17 protein-coding genes and 2 tRNA genes are annotated in these 20140 nt (G+C 64.1%); 12 read left to right on the top strand and 7 right to left on the bottom strand.

All coding sequences use genetic code 11. The features are described from left to right. The first annotated feature begins 308 nt into the window (after positions 1–308). Entirely contained in the window at positions 309–923 is a 615-nt protein-coding gene (locus E0E39_RS08185) for an SGNH/GDSL hydrolase family protein (RefSeq protein WP_130874300.1), read from the top strand. Between the two features lie 45 nt (positions 924–968). Here E0E39_RS08185 and E0E39_RS08190 read toward each other — a convergent pair whose 3' ends face one another. Next, positions 969–2300: a bifunctional folylpolyglutamate synthase/dihydrofolate synthase gene (locus E0E39_RS08190; protein WP_130874301.1), complete on the bottom strand. Its 1332-nt coding sequence runs from the start codon at positions 2298–2300 to the stop codon at positions 969–971. 41 nt (positions 2301–2341) lie between these two features. Between E0E39_RS08190 and E0E39_RS08195 the strand changes: the two genes are divergently transcribed. The 3 genes from E0E39_RS08195 to valS all read left to right on the top strand — a co-directional run bounded on the left by E0E39_RS08195 (position 2342) and on the right by valS (position 6358). Continuing rightward, positions 2342–2887 (top strand): DoxX family protein, encoded by a 546-nt coding sequence (locus E0E39_RS08195; protein ID WP_245988240.1) that lies wholly within the window; start codon positions 2342–2344, stop codon positions 2885–2887. 10 nt (positions 2888–2897) lie between these two features. Further along, the gene (locus tag E0E39_RS08200; protein ID WP_130874303.1) at positions 2898–3692 is read left to right on the top strand and encodes a DsbA family protein; all 795 of its coding nucleotides are present in this window, start codon (positions 2898–2900) and stop codon (positions 3690–3692) included. Between the two features lie 107 nt (positions 3693–3799). Then, positions 3800–6358 (top strand): valine--tRNA ligase, encoded by a 2559-nt coding sequence (gene valS, locus E0E39_RS08205; protein ID WP_130874304.1) that lies wholly within the window; start codon positions 3800–3802, stop codon positions 6356–6358. Positions 6359–6418: 60 nt separating this feature from the next. Here valS and E0E39_RS08210 read toward each other — a convergent pair whose 3' ends face one another. The 6 genes from E0E39_RS08210 to tig form a co-directional block, all read right to left on the bottom strand. Beyond that, complete coding sequence (locus E0E39_RS08210) at positions 6419–9637, bottom strand: S41 family peptidase (protein ID WP_130874305.1); 3219 nt, start codon at positions 9635–9637, stop codon at positions 6419–6421. 35 nt (positions 9638–9672) lie between these two features. Beyond that, positions 9673–10956 carry an ATP-dependent Clp protease ATP-binding subunit ClpX gene (gene clpX, locus E0E39_RS08215; protein ID WP_130874306.1) on the bottom strand — a complete coding sequence of 428 codons (1284 nt, stop codon included), beginning with the start codon at positions 10954–10956 and terminating at the stop codon, positions 9673–9675. 95 nt (positions 10957–11051) lie between these two features. Beyond that, positions 11052–11660 (bottom strand): ATP-dependent Clp protease proteolytic subunit, encoded by a 609-nt coding sequence (locus tag E0E39_RS08220; RefSeq protein ID WP_130874307.1) that lies wholly within the window; start codon positions 11658–11660, stop codon positions 11052–11054. Then, positions 11657–12280 (bottom strand): ClpP family protease, encoded by a 624-nt coding sequence (locus tag E0E39_RS08225; protein ID WP_281275585.1) that lies wholly within the window; start codon positions 12278–12280, stop codon positions 11657–11659. Before E0E39_RS08225 ends, E0E39_RS08220 begins: the two co-directional genes overlap by 4 nt. Before the next feature lie 51 nt (positions 12281–12331). Further along, a complete protein-coding gene (locus E0E39_RS08230; RefSeq protein WP_245988241.1) occupies positions 12332–13435 on the bottom strand; it encodes an AI-2E family transporter in 1104 nt (367 codons plus the stop codon). Positions 13436–13439: 4 nt separating this feature from the next. Continuing rightward, positions 13440–14858, bottom strand: coding sequence for a trigger factor (tig, locus tag E0E39_RS08235; protein ID WP_130874308.1), 1419 nt, complete (start codon positions 14856–14858; stop codon positions 13440–13442). 275 nt (positions 14859–15133) lie between these two features. Between tig and E0E39_RS08240 the strand changes: the two genes are divergently transcribed. The 8 genes from E0E39_RS08240 to E0E39_RS08270 form a co-directional block, all read left to right on the top strand. After that, positions 15134–15207 (top strand) — tRNA-Gly (locus E0E39_RS08240). A 55-nt stretch (positions 15208–15262) separates the two neighbouring features. Further along, positions 15263–15559, top strand: coding sequence for a YciI family protein (locus tag E0E39_RS08245; RefSeq protein ID WP_207302457.1), 297 nt, complete (start codon positions 15263–15265; stop codon positions 15557–15559). Positions 15560–15628: 69 nt separating this feature from the next. Then, positions 15629–16006 carry a phage holin family protein gene (locus tag E0E39_RS08250; RefSeq protein WP_130874309.1) on the top strand — a complete coding sequence of 126 codons (378 nt, stop codon included), beginning with the start codon at positions 15629–15631 and terminating at the stop codon, positions 16004–16006. A 67-nt stretch (positions 16007–16073) separates the two neighbouring features. Next, positions 16074–16149: transfer RNA gene (locus E0E39_RS08255), tRNA-Pro, on the top strand. A gap of 217 nt (positions 16150–16366) precedes the next feature. After that, positions 16367–16606 (top strand): hypothetical protein, encoded by a 240-nt coding sequence (locus E0E39_RS08260; RefSeq protein ID WP_130874310.1) that lies wholly within the window; start codon positions 16367–16369, stop codon positions 16604–16606. Further along, positions 16607–17014, top strand: a complete 408-nt coding sequence (locus E0E39_RS15765) for a hypothetical protein (RefSeq protein WP_165444698.1) — start codon at positions 16607–16609, stop codon at positions 17012–17014. Between the two features lie 187 nt (positions 17015–17201). Continuing rightward, the gene (locus E0E39_RS08265; RefSeq protein ID WP_165444699.1) at positions 17202–18608 is read left to right on the top strand and encodes a DUF4832 domain-containing protein; all 1407 of its coding nucleotides are present in this window, start codon (positions 17202–17204) and stop codon (positions 18606–18608) included. A 320-nt stretch (positions 18609–18928) separates the two neighbouring features. Continuing rightward, positions 18929–20140, top strand: a 1212-nt coding sequence (locus tag E0E39_RS08270; protein ID WP_165444700.1) for a DUF4832 domain-containing protein, incomplete at its 3' end; no start/stop codon positions are given.

Consider the following 20140-nt stretch of genomic DNA (forward strand, 5'->3'; position numbering starts at 1 on the left):
ACCCGAAATTGGGTGGCGATGAAACCCTGATTCGTCCACTGGCGCCGCTCCTGTTCGTCCGCTTCGCAGCGGCGGTCCACTCCACCGGCGCTCCCGGCTCGCACCCCGGCCCCGGCGGATCCCGAGGCAACTCCCGAGACCCGGGATCTTCTGCGGAGGTTCCACGCCCGACAGGGCTCCCACCTTCCACGTCACCGACCCGCTGCCGGGAGACACGCCACGGCCTGTTCACGGGGTTTTGTGGTGGTTCTGAGGTCACGATGGCATAGTGGATTCCTGATCGCGACACCGTTTCCGAAGGAGCTGAAATGACCGCGAATCCCCCTACCATCGTGTTCGCCGGAGACTCCATCACGGACACCGGGAAGGATCGGACGAGCGGTTCACTGGGCACCGGTTACGTGGCCAAACTGGCGAAGGGCCCTCTCACCTTCGCGCGCGTGGTCAACGCGGGTGTCAGCGGTGATCGCATGGCGGACCTGGAGGCGCGCTTCGAGGGCGATGTGCTGGCCGAGAACCCCGACCTGGTGAGCATTTTCATCGGCATCAACGACACCTGGCAGGCGGTCACCGCGGATGTGCCCTCGCCCCTGGGGGATTTCGAGACCGCCTACCGGCACCTGATAGAGAGTCTCGACGAGACACCCGCCGTGCTGATGGTGCCGTTCGTGGCGCCCGTGACCCCCGATCAGGAAGGTTGGCTCTCGGACCTGAGGCCGAGACAGGACCTGGTGCACCGCCTGGCGGCGGAGTACGGCTGCGCAGTCGTCGATCTGGGTTTGATGATCCGCGAGTACTCCTCGGAGTACGAGAACGAGGAAATGACCGAGGACGGCGTCCACCCCACCGACCTGGGGCACAAGCTGATCGCCGAAGCCTGGGAACGCGAGGCCCGCACCCGTTTCGAGGCACTGCGCCGGTAACGACGAAACCGCTTCCGGCTCCCTCCCCGTCCTACTGCCCGTGGTTCACGACTCGGTTTCCTGTTCCCGGGTGAGCAGGTCCCGGGCCTCACCCGCGACGATCAGCGAACCCGCCACCAGCACCCCGGCGGTCGGCCCGGCGGCATCGGCGAGCAGGGTCGCCAGTTCCAGCGCATCCGCCACGCCCGGGGCCTTCTGCACCTTCCCGGCGGGCCAGATCTCCTCCGCCGCGCGCGCCAGTTCGTCGACGGGCAGGGAACGTGAGGTGCCGCGGGCGCGGGTCACCACCACCTGATCCATGGCGGAGGCGAAGATCTCCAGCACCCCGGCGGTGTCCTTGTCAGCCATCATCCCGACCACACCGATCAGCGGTTGAAAGGCGAATGCCTCCCGGCTGGCCTCAATGGTGGCCCGCGCGGCCTGCGGATTGTGGGCGGTGTCGATGACGATCGCCGGTGAGGTGCGTACCAGTTCGAGCCTGGCCGGGGCCGTCACCGAGGCGAGCCCCTCCTCGATGATCCCGGGTTCGAGGGGCTGCCCGCCCAGGAAGGCCTCGACAGCCGCCACGGCGAGCGCGGCGTTTCGGGCCATGTGGGCTCCGTGCAGGGGGAGGAAGAGATCGCCCACCGGCCCGCCCTCGGACTGGATCCGAAGCATCTGCCCACCCACCGCGGGACGGCGTTCCAGCAACCCGAAATCCGGGCCCTCCACCTTGACCACCGCCCCGACCTCGACGGCACGGGCCAGCAGCACCTTGGCCGCCGCGGGTTCCTGCCCGGCCAACACCGCCGTCGCGCCCGGCTTGATGATGCCCGCCTTCTCGGATGCCACCTTCTCCAACGAATCCCCGAGAATGTGGGTGTGGTCGAGCCCGATGGGAGTCACCACCGAGACCTGCGGGACGGCGACGGAGGTGGCGTCCCAGCTGCCGCCGAGCCCCACCTCGACCACGGCGACATCCACGGGGGCGTCGGCGAAGGTCGCGTATGCCATGCCGGTGATGACCTCGAAGAAGGTCATGTCGATTCCGTCCAGCTTCCGTTCGTCCACCATCCGGACGAACGGCTCGATCTCGCCCCAGACCTCGGCGAACCTCTCCTCCGAGATCGGTTCCCCGTCGATGGAGATCCGCTCCCGGGCATCGCTGAGGTGGGGGCTGGAGAACCTTCCCGTGCGCAGCCCTGCGGCGCGCAGCAGCGCGTCGATCATGATGCAGGTCGATCCCTTGCCGTTGGTTCCCGCCACCTGGATCACGGGGGTGGCCCGTTCGGGATTGCCCAGCAGATCCATCAGGGCTGCGATGCGACCCAGAGCCGGACCGACGCGGTGTTCGGGCCATCGCGAGGTGAGTTCGGAGACGAGAGCGAAGTGTTCCATGATGAGCACATCCTAGTGACGCGGTTACTATGTTCTGCGTGATGAACAGATACCCGGCTCCCTCCGTGCGCCACTGGCCGGACTGGGTCGGATTGGTTGCCCGTTTGATACCCGGTCTCGTCTTCCTTTACGCGGGCATCGTGAAAATCGGGGACGTGGAGGGTTTCGCCCTCGATATTCGCGCCTATCAACTGCTCAGCTGGGATCTGTCCCGGATACTGTCGTACATCCTTCCGGTGGTCGAGATCGCCGTCGGGGTGATGCTCATCGTGGGTTTGCTCACCCGCTGGGCGGCGCTGGTCACGGCGTTGCTGCTGATCGCCTTCGTGGGCGGCATCATCTGGGTCTGGAGCCAGGGAATCAGCATCGACTGCGGCTGCTTCGGACAGGGCGGCGAGGTGAGGCCGGAGAACACCCAGTATCCCCAGAAACTGGCCGAGAATCTGGCGATGACCGCGCTGTGCGGTTGGCTGGTCGCGCGGCCGCGTTCCATTTTCAGCCTGGACCAGGCACTTTTCGGCTCACCCATTCGTTTCAGCGAGGAGAGCCGGGACGACATCGCCGAAGTGGCGGAAACCGAGGAGTGAATTTTACCCCATGGCCAACAATTCGAATCTGAGCAGACGCGCTGCGCTCAGGCAGCAGCAGGAACTGGAAGCACGCCGCCAGCGCAACGCCCGCATGCTGGGGGTCGGTCTGGGTGTGCTGGCCCTCGTGGTGGTGGTGGTCATTGCTGTCGTCATCGCCAATGCGATCGGCAGCAAGGCCCCGGCCGCCGAACAGCTCACCCCGCCGAACGCCACCGAGGGATACGGCATCGCCATCAAGAGCAAGAACAGCCAGCCAGCGGGCGACGTGCCGAACGTGGTGGTCTACGAGGACTACCAGTGCCCCGCGTGCAAGGCCTACGAGGCCCGGTACGGCAGCGCTTTCCAGCAGCTCATCGATGAGGGCAAGATCACTCTCGAGGTCCGGACCGCGTACTTCCTCAACGACGCCAACACGACCATGAACAAGAAGTCCTCCGAACGTGCCGCGCTGGCGGCGGCCGCCGCGGATGCGGTCGGCAAGTACCGCGAATACCACCAGGTGGTCTACGAGAACCAGCCCGACCACGAGGGGGACGGCTACACCGACCAACAGCTCCGGGTCGATTTCGCTGCCAAGGCGGGAATCGCGGGAGACGATTTGACGACCTTCCAGCAGCTCTACGACACCAAGGCCTATGCCGATTTCGCGAAGAAGGCCTACCAGTCCATGGGCGAGGCCGGGATCACCAGCACGCCCGCGTACGTCGTCAACGGCAAGACGATAAATTTTGAGAGCATCGCCCCGAATGACTCGCAGGCTCTGCTGGTCGCCATTCAGTCCGCAGCCTCCGGTTCCAACTGATCAGCGACCTGATGTGATCGTGCCGTCGGGAGGTCGCCCGGCGGCACGATCACATCGCGGGGCGTTGCTTTTACCTCACCCGCCGAACACAACTACGATTCCCTACCATGACGAACCCTGCCTACAAGTCCGGCCTGCCCACCAAACCCGCCCTCGAGGGTCTCGAGGACAAGTGGGGGCGGGTGTGGCGTGAGGACGGCACCTACGCGTTCCGGCGCCCCGCGTCCCGTGAGCAGGTGTTCTCCATCGACACCCCGCCGCCGACGGTCTCCGGGTCGCTGCACGTAGGCCACGTCTTCAGTTACACCCACACCGACACCATCGCCCGCTACCAGCGGATGCGCGGCAAGGAGGTGTTCTACCCGATGGGATGGGACGACAACGGCCTGCCCACCGAACGCCGCGTCCAGAACTACTACGGTGTGCGCTGCGACCCGTCGCTCCCCTACGACGAGAACTTCACCCCCCCGGCCAAACCGGACCCGAAACGCCAGGTGCCCGTCTCGCGCCGCAACTTCATCGAGTTGTGCGAGAAACTGACCGCCATCGACGAGAAGGTCTTCGAGGATCTGTGGCGGTATCTCGGATTGTCCATCGACTGGGACACCCTCTACACCACGATCGCCCCGGCCACGCAGGCCGTGGCCCAGCGGGCCTTCGTGCGCAACCTCGCCCGCGGCGAGGCCTACCTGAGCTTCGCCCCCACCATGTGGGACGTCACCTTCCAGACCGCGGTGGCGCAGGCGGAGCTGGAGTCCCGGGAGCACCCGGGCGCCTACCACCGCGTCGCCTTCCACGGTGCCGGCGGGCCGGTGTTCATCGAAACCACCCGTCCCGAGCTGCTGCCCAGCGTCTGCGCCCTGATCGCGCATCCCGACGACGAGCGCTACCAGCACCTGTTCGGGACCACCGTCACGTCCCCGGTCTTCGGGGTGGAGATCCCGGTCCTGGCGCACACCGCCGCCGAACCCGACAAGGGTGCCGGCATCGCGATGTGCTGCACCTTCGGTGACCTCACCGACGTGCAGTGGTGGCGGGAACTCGATCTGCCGACCCGCACCATCATCGGCCGCGACGGCCGTCTCCAGCGCGAGATCCCCGAGTGGCTCACCAACGCCGAGCCCTGGGCCGGGCTGGCAGGCAAAACCGTCTTCTCCGCCCGGGCCGCCGTCGTGGAGCTGCTGCGCGCATCCGGGGATCTCGACGGGGAACCGAAACCCATCTCCCGGCCCGTCAACTTCTACGAGAAGGGGGACAAGCCGCTGGAGATCGTTGCCACCCGCCAGTGGTACCTGTCCAACGGTGGCCGCGACGAACAGCTGAAGGCCGATCTGCTGAAACGCGGCGCGGAGCTGGCCTGGACCCCGGAGCACATGCGCCACCGCTACGACAACTGGGTGGGTGGCCTGAACGGCGACTGGTTGATCTCCCGGCAGCGTTTCTTCGGGGTGCCCTTCCCGGTCTGGTATCCGCTCGATGCGGACGGTGAACCGCTCTACGACCGGATGATCGTCGCCGACGAGGCCAAGCTGCCGGTTGATCCCGTCACCGCGTGCCCTCCCGGCTACGAGGAGTCGCAGCGCGGGGCCCCGGGCGGTTTCATCGCCGACCCCGATGTGATGGACACCTGGGCGACCTCCTCGCTGACCCCACAGATCGCGTCCGGGTGGGAGCGCGACGAGGAACTGTTCGGCCTCACCTTCCCGATGGACATCGCCCCCCAGGGCCACGACATCATCCGCACCTGGTTGTTCTCCCGGATCGTGCGCGCCAACTTCGAGAACCACTCGCTGCCGTGGCGGCGCACCACCATCTCGGGTTTCGTCACCGACCCGGACCGCAAGAAGATGTCCAAGTCCAAGGGAAACGTGGTGGTCCCCTCCGACATCCTGGAACGTTTCGGCTCCGACGCGGTCAGGTGGCGCGCCGCCATGGCCCGGCCGGGCATGGATTCGCCGTTCGACCAGTCGCAGATGAAGGTGGGGCGCCGGCTGGCCATGAAGATCCTGAACGCGGGCAAATTCGTTCTCGGCCTGGCACCCGAGGCCGGAAATCCCGCAGCCGTCACCAACCCTGTCGACAGGGCGCTGCTGGCGTCGTTGTCGGATGTGGTCACCGCCTGTACGGAGGCGTTCGACGCCTTCGACTACACCCAGGCCCTCGAGGCCGCGGAGACCTTCTTCTGGTCCTTCTGCGACGACTACCTGGAGCTGGTCAAGGAACGCGCCTACGGCTCCCAGGGTCCCGAGGCGCAGGCCTCCGCGCAGTCGGCGCTGGCCATCGCCCTCGACGTGCAGCTGCGGCTGTTCGCTCCGTTCCTGCCGTTCGTGACGGAGGAAACCTGGTCCTGGACCCACGGCTCCTCCATCCACCGCTCCCCCTGGCCCACCGCCGGGGAGCTGGCGGTGGAGGGCGTCCGGCAGCTGCTGGCCGATGTCGCCTCGGTGCTGGTCGTGATCCGCGGCGCCAAGTCGAACGCGAAGGTGTCCATGAAAACCCCGGTCCGGAAGGCCACCTTCCTGGGCGATCACGCCGCTCTGGAACGTTTGAAGGCCATCGAGGCGGACCTCCGTGCCGTCGGTCACATCACGGGCGAGGTGGAATGGAAGATCGCCGAGGGTCCCCTGACCGTCGAGGTGGAGTTGGAAGAACTCCCCGCCGCCTGAAATTAACCCTGGAGGGGGCATCGCTGTTCCAACAGCGATGCCCCCTCCGGGGTTTCCGATTCAGCCGTGGAAGGCTGCCGGGGGCAGTTCCGGAGGAGTCATCGCAGGTTTCTCCTCCAGGCGGGCCAAGGCCTCGTCGACCGCGACATCGAGTTGCGCATCCTCGCCGTTCTCCCAGTCGGACGGTCCCAGGGGAACCTCAATGTCGGGGTCGGTTCCGTGATTCTCCACCCCGAAACCGTGCTTGTGGAAGGCGAAGGCGTAGCGGGGCTGGGTCACGCCGGTGCCATCGACCAGCTCGAACCGCCCGTCGATCCCGATCACACCACCCCAGCTGCGTTCCCCCACCACCGGGCCGATCCCGAGGTTCTGGGCGGCTGCGGTGATGATGTCGCCGTCGGATCCCGCGTAGGGATTGGTGACGAACACCACCGGGCCACGCATGCCCTGCCCCGGGTACGGTTCCGGGAAATCCATGTGCCGGGCGTAGCCCCAGCCGACCACGATTCGCGTCAACCGCTCCAGCACCAGCGACGACGTGTGCCCGCCGCCGTTGTACCGCACGTCCACCACCACCGCCTCGCAGCAGGATGCCTGCTCGATGAGCCGGTGGAACTCGGCCCAGCCCTCGGCCATCATGTTCGGGACGTGCACGTAGCCGACCCGTCCCCGTGAGCGTTCCCTGACCCGCTCGACCCGGGAGGCCACCCATTCGTGGTAGCGCAAACCGGCCTCGCTGGCCACGGGAACCACCGCCACTCGTCGCTTCGAATCCTCCCGGGCCAGGGTCAGTTCAACGGTGCTGCCCGCGGCCCCCAGCAGCAGCGCATTGATGTCGGGAACCGCTGCGGTGGGCGTGCCGTCAACAGCCACGATCACGTCCCCCGCCCGGGCGGCCACACCCGCCGCGCGCAACGGGGAACGGGCCCTGGGGTCGGAGGACTCACCGTCGAGGACGCGGTTGATGACGACCTCACCCTTCTCGTTGCGACCCAGCTCCGCCCCCAGCCATGCCACCTTCGCCTCGCCACGCCCGCCGGAGGGGGTGACGTAGGCGTGGGAGGTGTTGAGTTCCGCGTTCGTCTCCGCGAGCACGTCGACCAGGTCGTCGTAGGTGGCGATCCGCTCCACCAGCGGCCGGTAGCCCGTGCACACCGCCGCCCAGTCGATGCCGTTCATGTCCTCGCGCCAGTAGTGGTCGCGCATCAGGCGGGCGTTCTCGTCGAACATCTGCCGCCACTCGTCTCGCGGAAGCAGCTGGCGACGCAACCGGGTCAGGTTCACGGCGATGCGGTCCTCGTCATCGGCCCGCGCGTCGGCTGGCTGCACCCACAGATCGTCGCCGTTGCGGACCACCAGTTGTCTGCCGTCCCCGCTGACCGCGGCGTCGTCGCAGGCGTCGACCACCACAATCAGTTTGCGTTTGGTGACGTCGTAGACCTCAATGCTGTCCTTCGTCTCCTGGCCCGGAAGTTGCCCGGATCCGAGCACCCCGGAGTGCGGGGCGAGACGCCGCCACAGAGGCCCCACGGTGGTGGCGCAGAGCCCGTCGTAGCGGCCGGCCGGAACGGGCAGCGGAACCATCCGGTCCTCCGCGCCCTCGATGTCAAAGACGACATCCGCATCCGGTTTGCCGGCGTCCTTCTCCGGTTTCTCGTCCTTCGTCCCCGATTCCGGTTTCCCGGCCTCACTGATGGCCCAGCCGTCGGCGGACGGCCCGAACGGGACGGGATCCTCCGCGCTCAGGGGAATCACGTAGGGACGCACGGTATTGGTGAAACCGAGATCGAAATTGATCTCGTCGTAGGCGGGATCGATGGTCCGGCTCGACAAGAAGTACAGGTAGCGGCCGTCGAGGCTGAACGTGGGTGAGAAGTCGTTGAACTGTCCACGGGTCAGTTCGAAGAGCCGGTCCTCCGCGAGGTCATGGCCGACCAGCCGCCCCAGCGCGCCCTCGTTGCCGATCGTCTCCCGCCACACCACGTAGCGCCCACCGGGGCTGAAGGCCAGGCCCGTTGCCTCCCCCTGCCGCGACCTGCCCACCTTCCTGACCGTGCCCCCGGCGACGTCCACCACGAGCACTGCGCCGTCGTGGGAGGCCACGGCCACCTCGGAACCCTCCGGGTTCGCGGCGAGGGAGAGCACCCGTCCCAACTGGCCGTGCCCGATCCGGCGGGGCTCGCCCTGGCCGTCGAGGGACGCGATCTCCAGGCAGTCCTCCCCCTCCGCATCGGTGGCCCAGACGCCCTTTCCCGTGTTCCCGAGCGGAATCGCCTCCCGGATCCGCGCACCGGGCAGAGCACCCAGGGCTCGGGCCGGACCGGAACGGTGGGTCAGGAACCACGCCTGTCCCCTCCACTCCACGAGGGAACCGTCACCGCCGTGATCCGGTGCCACGGACTCCAACCGGTCCAGCGCCTCGACCGTGACGGGAAGTGGTTCGCCCAGCGCCAGATCGACCGGGATCTCCCGCGGTTCGGCCTCCAAGGAGTCGAGGACGTAGAGCCTCCCGCGGGCATGGAAGACGACCCGCCTGCCGTCCGTGGTGGCGTCCCGGCAATACCCGTCGGTGAACGTGTGCACGGTGTGGGCCCGCAGGTCACTGCCGTCCGCCAGCACGCTCCACACCTGGGCCTGCTCCCCCGGCTTCTCCGGGAGCCGCGCGCCTAGATCCGAGGTGAAAACGATGCGTTCGCCCACCCAGCAGGGACCGGTCAGGCTCGCAGTTTCCCCGGGGAGCAGACGTGTCCAGTTTTCTTGCTGCGCGTCGGAGACCCAGACCCGGTTGACCATACCGCCCCGGTAACGCTTCCACTGCTCCGGTCCGCGGAAATTTGGGGAAGCCAGCACCACCCGGCCGTCCGGGTTCCGGTCCGCGGCGGACGCGGGTCCCCACGGCAATCTTTCCAGTTTTCCCCCCAGGGAAACCGAATACAGCCAGGAAAGCGCTCGCAATGCCTCGTTGTGCATGGAAGCAATCAGCACGTGGTCCTCATCCAGCCAGCCGCACACCTGCATGCGGGAAGCGCTCAACCATGTGAGACGACACCTACCACCGCCCAGGTCGAGAACATGAAGATCCTGGTTTCCCGGGTCGCCGGAAACGAACCCCACCCGTTTTCCCGAGGGGGAAAAGCGAGGGCTGCGCACCGGAACATGCTCGGAGGTCAGGCGATGCGCCCGACCTCCCGAGATCGTCGTCAACCAGAGGTCATCGTCGGCAACAAGGACCACTTGATCCTCATTGACGTGTGGGTAGCGCAGATAGCCAGAAATCATGGCGCCAAACCTACCCGAAGAAGCGCCGGGAAATGTCAGGCCGACAAGTCCCGGCGCCTAGCCACACGGGAGGAGGCCACCAACTCAGGTTGCGCTTTTCCGAGGACGGCCTCGCGGGTCACGACGACCTGTGCCACGTCCTCCGCGGATGGCACCTCGAACATCACGTCGAGCAGCAACTCCTCGAGGATCGCCCGCAGGCCACGGGCCCCGGTGCCCCGCTCCAGAGCGAGTTCCGCGATGGCGTCGATGGCCTCGTCGGTGAAGTCCAGCTGCACCCCGTCGAGCTCGAAGAGGCGCGCGAACTGCTTGGTCAGGGCGTTGCGGGGTTCGACGAGGATCCGGTTCAGGGCTTCACGGTCCAGCGGCGAGACCGTCGAGATCATGGGGAGACGCCCGATGAACTCCGGGATCAGACCGAACTTGTGCAGGTCCTCGGGGCGGACCTCGGAGAAGGGATCGGTCACTTCCGTCCGGGTCGAGGTGTCGATGCTGAAACCGAGGGGCCGTTTCCCGATACGGGAATTGATGATTTCGTCGAGACCGGCAAAAGCACCTCCAACGATGAACAACACCTTGGTGGTGTCGATCTGGAGGAAATCCTGGTGTGGATGCTTGCGTCCGCCCTGCGGAGGAACGGAGGCAACGGTCCCCTCGAGAATTTTCAGCAGCGCCTGCTGAACCCCCTCACCGGAAACATCGCGGGTTATCGAGGGATTCTCGGACTTGCGCGCAACCTTGTCTATCTCATCAATGTAGATGATCCCGGTCTCGGCCTTCTTGATGTCGAAATCGGCCGCCTGAATGAGTTTGAGAAGAATGTTCTCAACGTCCTCACCCACGTACCCGGCCTCGGTGAGGGCCGTCGCATCGGCCATGGCGAAGGGCACGTTGAGCATTTTCGCCAAGGTCTGGGCGAGATAGGTCTTCCCGCACCCGGTGGGACCGATGAGCAGAATGTTCGATTTCCCCACCTCAACGGTATCGTCATTCTGGCGTGAGCGACCAATTCTGGTCTGTTCCGAAGTGATGCGTTTGTAGTGATTGTACACAGCGACCGCGAGGGCTTTCTTGGCGGCGTCCTGCCCGATCACGTACTGATCGAGAAAATCGCGAATTTCCTTGGGCTTGGGAAGTTCTTCCTGCAGCCCGAAACTTTCAACCCTGGGAAATTCTTCCTCGATGATCTCGTTGCACAGCCCGATGCACTCGTCGCAGATGTAGACACCGTCCCCCGCGATGAGACGCTTGACCTGCTTCTGCGACTTGGTGCAGAAGTTGCACTTGAAGACCTCGCTGGTCTCACCGATCCGTGGCACCGAAAACTCCACTCTGTCCGTCAATTAACGACTGGCCACAACCTTACTCGTCAGGATGTCATTTTGTGGCGCAACACCCTGACGAGTCTCGAGGTTCAGGCCCCGACGTCCTTGAGGGAGGTCAGGATGTCGTCGACGATTCCGTATTCAACGGCCTCCTGGGCGGTCAGGTACTTGTCGCGCTCGATGTCGCGGCTGACCTTCGTGACGGTCTGCCCGGTGTCGGCAGCAAGCATGTTCTCCATCAGCTCGCGGATGCGCATGATCTCCTTGGCCTGGATCTCCAGGTCGGAGCTCTGCCCGTAGCCTCCCTCGGTCGCGGGTTGATGGATGAGGATGCGACTGTTGGGAAGCGCCAGACGTTTGCCCTTGGTTCCCGCTGCGAGCAGGAGCGCAGCGGCGGAGGCGGCCTGCCCGAGACAGACGGTCTGGATGTCCGGTTTGATGTAACGCATGGTGTCGTAGATGGCGGTGAGGGCCGTGAACGAACCGCCGGGCGAGTTGATGTAGATGGAGATCTGCCGTTCCGCATCCATCGACTGGAGGCACAGCAACTGGGCCATCACCGCATTGGCGATGTCGTCGCTGATCGGGGTGCCGAGGAAGATGATCCGGTCCTCGAACAGTTTCGTGTAGGGATCGACGCGACGCATGCCGTAGCTGGTGCGTTCCTCCCACTGGGGAATGTAGTAGTTGCTGGTCACTTGTTGGGAGCCTCCGAGTTGATCTGGGACGCACGCTCGTAGACGTGGTCGATGAAGCCGTATTCGAGAGCCTGTTCGGCCGTGAACCAGCGATCCCGGTCCGAGTCGGCCTCGATCTGCTCCACGCTCTGACCGGTGTGCTGCGCGATGAGCTGGGCCATGGTCTTCTTGATGTGCAGTGACTGTTCCGCCTGGATCCGGATGTCGGAAGCGGTGCCGCCCAACCCGCCGGAGGGCTGATGCATCATGATGCGGCTGTGCGGCAGGGCGTAACGCTTGCCGGGAGTACCTGCCGACAGCAGGAACTGTCCCATGGAGGCCGCGAGCCCCATCGCCACCGTGGCGACATCGTTGCTGATCCACTGCATGGTGTCGAAGATGGCCATTCCGGAGTCGACGGAGCCGCCGGGACTGTTGATGTAGAGGTAGATGTCGGAGCTCGGGTCCTCGGCGTTCAGCAACAGCATCTGGGCGCAGATGGCGTTCGCGTTCTCGTCACGCACCTCGGATCCCAGAAAGATGATGCGGTTGGCCAGCAGGGAGGAGTAGACGTTGTCCGTCATCCCCAGACCCGGAGCCTGCTGGGCCGCCATTGAGATGTCGTTTCGCTTGTCGGTCACGTCATACAACGTACCGACTCCGAGCGATTTTCCAAGGATGGCCCGCCCGGATCACTCAGTAGCGACGCCCAGCCCGGATTCGTCGCAATCACTGGTGTCGACGGAGTCGGGGTTCGAGGAGATCAAAGCCCCCACCCAACGGGCCCTCGGGTCGTTGTCGAGCAGCAGGGATTTCACCATGAGCGTCAGCGGTAGAGCCAGAAGGGCCCCGAGCGCACCGAACACCGCGGTCCACAACAGCAGTGAGATGAAGGAGACAACAGGAGTGATCCCGACTGCGTCGCCAGTGAACTTCGGCTGGATCACGGACTGGATCACGAAGTTGAGGGCGCAGTAGGCGACCACCACGATCAGTGCCGCCGTCGGCCCCTTCTCCAGCAGGGCCAGCAGCGCGGGCGGAAGGAGCCCGATGAAGAAACCGACGTTGGGTATGTAATTGGTGATGAAACTCAGCACCACCCACACCAGCGGAAGCGACACCCCGACGATCACGAGGACGATGCCGTCCAGGACTGCGACAATGAAGCCGAACAGGCTGGTCACCAGCCAGTACCGGCGGATACCCAGGGCGAACCCCTCAAGGGAACTCGTGAAACTGGGGTGCAGCCTGTCGGTGATGGCCAGCCGTTTAGCGATCGAGGGCAGGTCAGCCACCAGGAAGGCCAAACAGATGAGTATCACGGTCATGGTTCCCGTGGCACTCGAGGCCTGACCGACGACGTTGCCCACGAGATCGAGGACGTTGGACGGCGAAACCGATTTGAGCTGTTCCAGCAGCGCCGCCTCGTCGAAACCCAGCGTACCCAGCCACGTGATCAGCTGCTTGTAGAGCTGGGTGAACTGGGTTCCGTAGGAGGTGAGCGAGGCCACCATGGAGGTGCCTGCCCACACGATGCTCCCGGTGGCGAGCACCAGGACCAGCAGCAGCATCACACCGGTGATCAGGGCCGCCAACGCGCGGGGCACGCGGTGCTTCTCGAGCCACCGATACACCGGGTAGGCAGTGATCACCATGTTGATGGCGAGGAACGTGGGGGCCAGTACCGAACTGAACTCCCTGAACACCCCGAGGGTCAGGGAGATGGCGCCCAGCACCACGACGGCCATGACGAACAGGGGAAATCTGCCCGTTCCGGACTTTTCGGTGGCCCCCACCGCATCACTCCGTTTCTTCGGTCTCGGAGATCTCCTCGACCTCAGCTGTCTCGGTTTCGGTTCCCTCTTCGCTCTCGGCCTCCTCATCGGTTTCCGGAGCCGATGGGGTCATCTCGACAGGTTCTCCTTCGGAGTCGGTCACCTTGGCCGCCTCACAAATGGCGGCGAGCGCCTTGCCGCGGCGGATCTCCTGCTGCCACTCGAACATGTGGTTGTGGTCCATCATGTGATTGATCACTTCTTGCGGCGTGGTGCGCTGCTCGGTGGCCTTGCGGAGGATCAGCTCGGTGAATTCCTGCTGCGAAACAGGAATCTCGTTGTCGTCAACGTACTTGTCGAGAAGCAGCTGGGCACGCAGCGCCTGGGTGGAACGTTCATCCACCTGTGCCCAGAAGGCATCGACGTCCTCGGCATCCTCGTCGTCAGCCTGCTCCAGGTATGCCTCGACGGTCAGCCCGGCACGCGCCAACTGATCGGAGATCTGGTTGCGGCGGGCCTCAAGCTCACGAGCCAGCACAGCGGCCGGAACTTCGAAGTCGACCTGTTCGAGGGCGGCTTCCAGAATCTTGTCCCGCGCCTCGGCGATCTGTTCGGCCTTGGCCTGCGCCAAGACCGCCTTGGACAGGTCTTCGCGCATTTCCTCGACGGTGTCGAACTCGGAAAGCGTCTGGGCGAACTCGTCGTCCAGTACAGGAAGCTCCTCCTCGGCCACCTGTGTGACGGTGACGGTGATGTCCGCATCCTGACCGCGGAAGGGACCACCGATCAACGTGGATGTGAAGGTCTTCGACTCCCCCGCCTTGAGGCCACGGACGGCCTCGTCGAGTCCTTCAAGCATTCCTGCCTTCTCGCCCACCGTGAGAGTGACCCCGCTGGCGGAGGCCTCCGGAAGCTCCTCCCCGTTCTGGGACGCGGTCAGATCGATGGTGAGGACGTCACCCTCCTGGGCCTCACGATCGAGCTCCGTGGTGGTGGCGAACCGTTTGCGGAGCAGCAGGATGCGCTCCTCCACTTCATCTTCCAGTGACGGCAGGGCGTCCACGGTGGTCTCGATGGCGGTGAAATCCGGGAGATCGAAGTCAGGTCGGATGTCGACCTCCGCGGTGAACTCGACGAGCTCGCCGTCCTCCAGTTTGGTGATCTCGATCTCCGGTTGGGCGAGCGGCACCGCTTTGGCCTCCGCCAGGGCAGTTTCATACGCGGGCTGGATGGCCTCGTTGATGGCCTCCTGGAGGACCACTCCCCGGCCGAAACGTTGATCGATGACAACGGCCGGCACTTTACCCTTGCGGAAGCCTGGGATGTTGACCTGCTCTGCGATCTCCTTGTAGGCCTTGTCGAGATGGGGCTTGAGGTCAACGAAGGGGATCTCTACGGTTAGCTTGACCCTCGTGGGGCTCAGCTTCTCTACGGTGCTGGGCACGAATCGACTCCTGAACTTGAAATGGTCGCCGCAAGTTTAACCAAGGGCATCCGGGCCAACCAACCGCAACGTGCGCCCCCGCCGGTTCATGGGGCTGCGTCTGCCGGGTCGCTCCTCGCCACCGTCCCACCTCCCAGTCTGCCGTACCGGCTTCCGCACAGTTCTCAGGCACTGTCGCGTCGCCGTATCGCTCGGGCCCTTCAACGTTCGAAGCGAGGAACTCATCGTCTCGGCTGGGGATCCACTCAAGAAGCTGCTAGACTCTCCGACGCTTCGCGGATGTAGCTCAATGGTAGAGCCCCAGTCTTCCAAACTGGCTACGCGGGTTCGATTCCCGTCATCCGCTCCACGGGGGGCTCGCATGCTTCTTCAAAGCCTTCGGGCCAGCCGATACGCTCGATCTCATGGCGCATCTGTTCATACTCGACCTGACCTACCATCGCGGGCTCGCTCCCGTCGAGGAGAGCCTCCAGGCGCACAGGAAGTATCTTGCCGAGAACTACTCCGCCGGTCGTTTCCTGGCGAGCGGCCGCAAGGAACCCCGGACCGGGGGCGTCATCCTCGCAACCGGGACCCGGGAGGAGATCGAGGCGACCATCAGAACCGACCCTTTCACCATCAACGATGCCGCCATCTACTCAGTGATCGAGTTCGTCCCATCGATGACCGCTGATCTCCTGATTCCCTACCGGGAGTCGTGAGACACGGCGTTTCCCTTCCGCTCACGCAACGTCCCGGTCCACCGGACAACCGGCGAGTACCGTGGATGCATGAGAATCCTCCTGAGATTCGTGGTGGGCGCAATCGCAACCGCAGCGGCCGTCTGGCTCATCCCGGGCATCCGGGTGGTCGCTGATTCCGACCAGCAGTACGTCCTGATCCTGCTCGGCGTGGCAGCCATCATGGGGGCGGTGAACGCCCTCGTCAAACCGTTCACCCAGGCGCTGTCCTTCTGCCTCGTCGTGATCACCTTCGGCCTGTTCCTGTTGGTGATCAACGCGGCCATGCTGGCATTGACGGCCTGGGTGGCCCAGAAGTTCGGTATCGGCTTCTTCATCGACGGTTTCTGGCCGGCCCTGTGGGGAAGCATCGTCATAAGCATCGTGAACTCCCTGCTCGGCAGCGTCCTCGGCACCGAGAAGGAATGAGAAGTCCCGCGTTGGGCACCCGGAGACTGCGTGCAGTAGACTTCACCGGGTCCCTCCAGTGGGACACCGGGACGTAGCGTAGTGGCTAGCGCGCCTGCTTTGGGAGCAGGAGATCGCAGGTTCGAGTCCTGTCGTCCCGACCACACTCACCTCGTTCGAACACACGCCCTCGGAGTTTCGCTCCGGGGGCGTTTTTGCCGATGCAACCGGGGTGAGAGACTCAGCACTTGAATCGGAATCCGTCTCGCCGGGCGCATCGCCATCAACTCGGTTCGCTGCTTTGTTCGCGGCCGTTTCGGCCACTTCGGGGGTTTCGGCGTCGCTACGTGACCTCAGTAACCCGCCCTCGGCGTGGTTGGCGTGGCGGACGGCCTGCTGCCCTGCTCGCTGGAGGCGGGTCACGATCTCCCGTGGCTCGGTGGCTGGCTGGAGACTGCTGCCATCATCGTCGAGCCAGATTTGGGCGTAGAAAGCAGTCAGGAGTTTGCGTTTCACCACCGGACTGGCCAGCTCATAGAACCGGGCGGGATCGGCCAACAGGTCGAGGTAGGCCAGCACGGTATTGGCTTGACGACGCAACTGCTCGTCGGTGTGGGCTAGTTGTTGTTGGAGCATGGCTCGGCGGGTCTGGAGGTCACGGAGCCTTTTGCGCAACTTCTTGCCGACCAGCCCACCATCCGACGCCAGGTCCAACAACCGTTCCTCCTTGACGTCCAGGCGGGACAGCTCCTTCTTCAAGCGGCGCCTAGTTTCCTGCTCCACTGCTTGCTGGTGCTCCAGGCTGTCTGTCACCTGCTGGCGCAGCGCTGCGATCTCCCCGGACGGGATGCGCAGGGTAGCGACCTCGCGCGCCAGGGCGTCCTCAACGTCCTTGACTGGCAGGTGCGGCAAACCATGGACGACGCTCACATCGATTGCCACCACCTCGATACCCAGACTTCCCGCGACGTACGTCCCATCCCCCCTGAGCACACCACCGATACCTATCCACACAATCCGACCCCATGACCCGACACAACGAACATCTCTCCCGCAGCCCTCTTCACGACAAACGCTGCCGCCACGACACCCCTCCCGCCATGCGGACCGGATGCACCCCAGCTGTGGTGTACTTGGCCGTGGCCGCGATGAAGCAGCAGCCTCGCAGCCGGGATGGGGGAACAGGAGTCGGGGGAAAACGACATCAAGGAGCACCATGACTCACACATCCAAGTGGAAAGTGGCAGCAACAGCAGCGATCACTGCTGCCCTGTCTCTCGGGCTCGCCTGTGGCACGGGTCAGGCGCGCGCCGACACCGGTTGGCAGACGCTGGCAACCACCGAGGCCCGCACGGACAACCCATTGAAGGGCTTCGCACCGTTCAACGAAAATCTCGACAACAATGCATCCTCCTTCCCTCACACCATGGAGTGGTTCTATATGCCACTCAACGCTGTGGTGAAGGGGGAACGCAGCTATGACTGGACAGAGTTTGAGAAGCAGCTGTCCTCCATCAAGAGCCGCGGGCATCAAGCTGCGCTCCGCTTCTATCTTGACTACCCGACCAAACCAACTGGGATTCCCGACTACCTCTTGGGGCCCGGCGGCATAGACCAGTCGAGAAAATACAATTTCTACGACAACAACGGAACCAGCTTCTCCCCCGACTACAACGACACCAGGGTCCAGTCCCTGATCAAGGACTTCGTCGCGGAGTTCGGCAAGAACTATGATGGGGACCCGCGGATCGGCTACATCACCACCGGCCTCATCGGCTTCTGGGGCGAGCAGCACACGTACCCGATGGACGGCAATTCCAACACGGACAATCCCAATGGCGCACAGTGGATGCCGACCCGTGAGGTGGAGCTCTCCTATTACCAAGCATGGGACGCGGCCTTCAACACCACGAAACTCCTGAACAGGAACCCCGGACCAGACCTGGAGAACGTCAAGGTTGGCTTCCACGACGACTCCTTCGCAGAATCAACACTCCCCACCACTGACTGGCACTTCATGGCCCGGATGGAGACATACAAGTTGACCGATCGCTGGCAGACCGAGGCAATCGGGGGCGAGGTATATCCGCAGATCCAACTCTGCGTGTTCAACGAGCCCGTGGACTGCGAACATGCAGAGGACTTCGGCGAAGCCACGAAGCAGACTCACGCCACCTGGCTCGTGAACCACAAGGCTTTCTCAGAAGGCTACAGCGGAGCAGCACTCGAGAAAGCAACAAAGGCCCACGCCGCACTGGGCTACGACCTCGCAGTCACACAAACCCGCACCGTCGTCACAGACGGAAAAACCCAAGTCAGCATCCACCTCACCAACCGCGGCGTCGCCCCCTTCTACTACAACTGGCCACTGGAGTTCTCCCTCCTCAACCCCCAAGAATCCACCCCTGAATCCGCGAGAACGGTGGCCTCCACCCAAGCCGACGCCAACCTTCCCTCGATTCTTCCCGGCCAAACCACGGAAGTAACAGCAACCCTCGAAGGAAACAGCGGCCTGGTCGCCCTCCGCATCCCGAACCCCATGGAGGGCGGCGCCCCCCTGAAGCTCGCAAACACAAAACAGGACACCGAGATCGAGGGATACCTGACCCTGGGCTCCGTATAGACGGTGCCCCGAATCAAATGCAGCTCACGCAGGCTTTGAATCCGGGGATGTCCAAAAATTGACTTTGATCGCGGCGGCGCCGCGACCCCGGCAGTCAAGGAGGCTTGTTCGCAGCTTCAGGGAAGCTGCGAACAAGCCTCGGGGTTGTGGGGGGATCGACATCAAGGAGCATGATGACTCACACAAGTAGGTGGAAGGCGGTGGCAACGGCCGTAGTCGCTGCTGCTCTGTCCTTCAGCATCGCATGTGGCACGGGGCAGGCCCGTGCCGATACCGGCTGGCACGACCTGACAACCACGGATGCCCGTACGGACAACCCGTTGAAAGGTTTCGTCTCACCCGAAGGCAATGCAGTCAATTTCCCTCACACGATGGAGTGGTTCCAACTGCCGCTCAACGCCGTGGTGAAGGGGGAACGCAGCTACGACTGGTCCACCTTCGAAGCCAAACTAGCGGAGATCAAGGGCCGTGGGCACCAGGCCGTGTTCCAGCTCTACCTCGACTACCCGACCAAGCCCACCGGGGTTCCCGACTACCTGCTGGGACCCGATGGCATAGACCAGTCGCGCAAGTACAATTTCTACGACAACAACAAGGTCAGTTTCTCACCCGACTACAACGATCCGAGGGTCCAGTCGCTGATCAAGGACTTCGTCGCGGAGTTCGGCAAGAACTATGATGGGGACCCGCGGATCGGCTACATCACCACCGGCCTCATCGGTTTTGGCGGCGATCAGAACACCTACCCGATGGACGGCACGTCGCATACCGGTAATGCAAACGGAGAGCAGTGGATGCCCACTCGTGAGGTGGAACTCTCCTATTACCAAGCATGGGACGCGGCCTTCAACACCACGAAACTCCTGAACAGGAGCCCCGGACCGGATCTGGAGAACGTCAAGGTTGGCTTCCACGATGACTACTTCGCGGCGAAGCAGACGAGGCGCTTCATCGGCTGGGAATTCATGCCCCGCTTGCAGCAGTACCAGCTGACCAACCGGTGGCAAACCGAGGCCCTAGGAGGCGCAGTCCTTCCCCAAGTTTCGGATTGCGCGTTCAACAACAAGGACTGCAACCTCGTGAATGACTTCGGCGAAGCCACGAAGCAGACTCACGCCACCTGGCTCGTGAACCACAAGGCTTTCTCAGAAGGCTACAGCGGAGCAGCACTCGAGAAAGCAACAAAGGCCCACGCCGCACTGGGCTACGACCTCGCAGTCACACAAACCCGCACCGTCGTCACAGACGGAAAAACCCAAGTCAGCATCCACCTCACCAACCGCGGCGTCGCCCCCTTCTACTACAACTGGCCACTGGAGTTCTCCCTCCTCAACCCCCAAGAATCCACCCCTGAATCCGCGAGAACGGTGGCCTCCACCCAAGCCGACGCCAACCTTCCCTCGATTCTTCCCGGCCAAACCACGGAAGTAACAGCAACCCTCGAAGGAAACAGCGGCCTGGTCGCCCTCCGCATCCCGAACCCCATGGAGGGCGGCGCCCCCCTGAAGCTCGCAAACACAAAACAGGACACC

The organism is [Pseudopropionibacterium] massiliense (assembly GCF_900607225.1).
Lineage (GTDB): Bacteria > Actinomycetota > Actinomycetes > Propionibacteriales > Propionibacteriaceae > Arachnia > Arachnia massiliensis.

Coding starts and splice junctions, on each gene's coding strand:
- E0E39_RS08185 (WP_130874300.1), top strand. CDS start 309: ATGACCGCGAATCCCCCTACCATCGTGTTCGCCGGAGACTCCATCACG.
- E0E39_RS08265 (WP_165444699.1), top strand. CDS start 17,202: ATGACTCACACATCCAAGTGGAAAGTGGCAGCAACAGCAGCGATCACT.
- valS (WP_130874304.1), top strand. CDS start 3,800: ATGACGAACCCTGCCTACAAGTCCGGCCTGCCCACCAAACCCGCCCTC.
- E0E39_RS08195 (WP_245988240.1), top strand. CDS start 2,342: ATGAACAGATACCCGGCTCCCTCCGTGCGCCACTGGCCGGACTGGGTC.
- E0E39_RS08245 (WP_207302457.1), top strand. CDS start 15,263: ATGGCGCATCTGTTCATACTCGACCTGACCTACCATCGCGGGCTCGCT.
- E0E39_RS08250 (WP_130874309.1), top strand. CDS start 15,629: ATGAGAATCCTCCTGAGATTCGTGGTGGGCGCAATCGCAACCGCAGCG.
- E0E39_RS08210 (WP_130874305.1), bottom strand. CDS start 9,637: ATGATTTCTGGCTATCTGCGCTACCCACACGTCAATGAGGATCAAGTG.
- E0E39_RS08190 (WP_130874301.1), bottom strand. CDS start 2,300: ATGGAACACTTCGCTCTCGTCTCCGAACTCACCTCGCGATGGCCCGAA.
- E0E39_RS08200 (WP_130874303.1), top strand. CDS start 2,898: ATGGCCAACAATTCGAATCTGAGCAGACGCGCTGCGCTCAGGCAGCAG.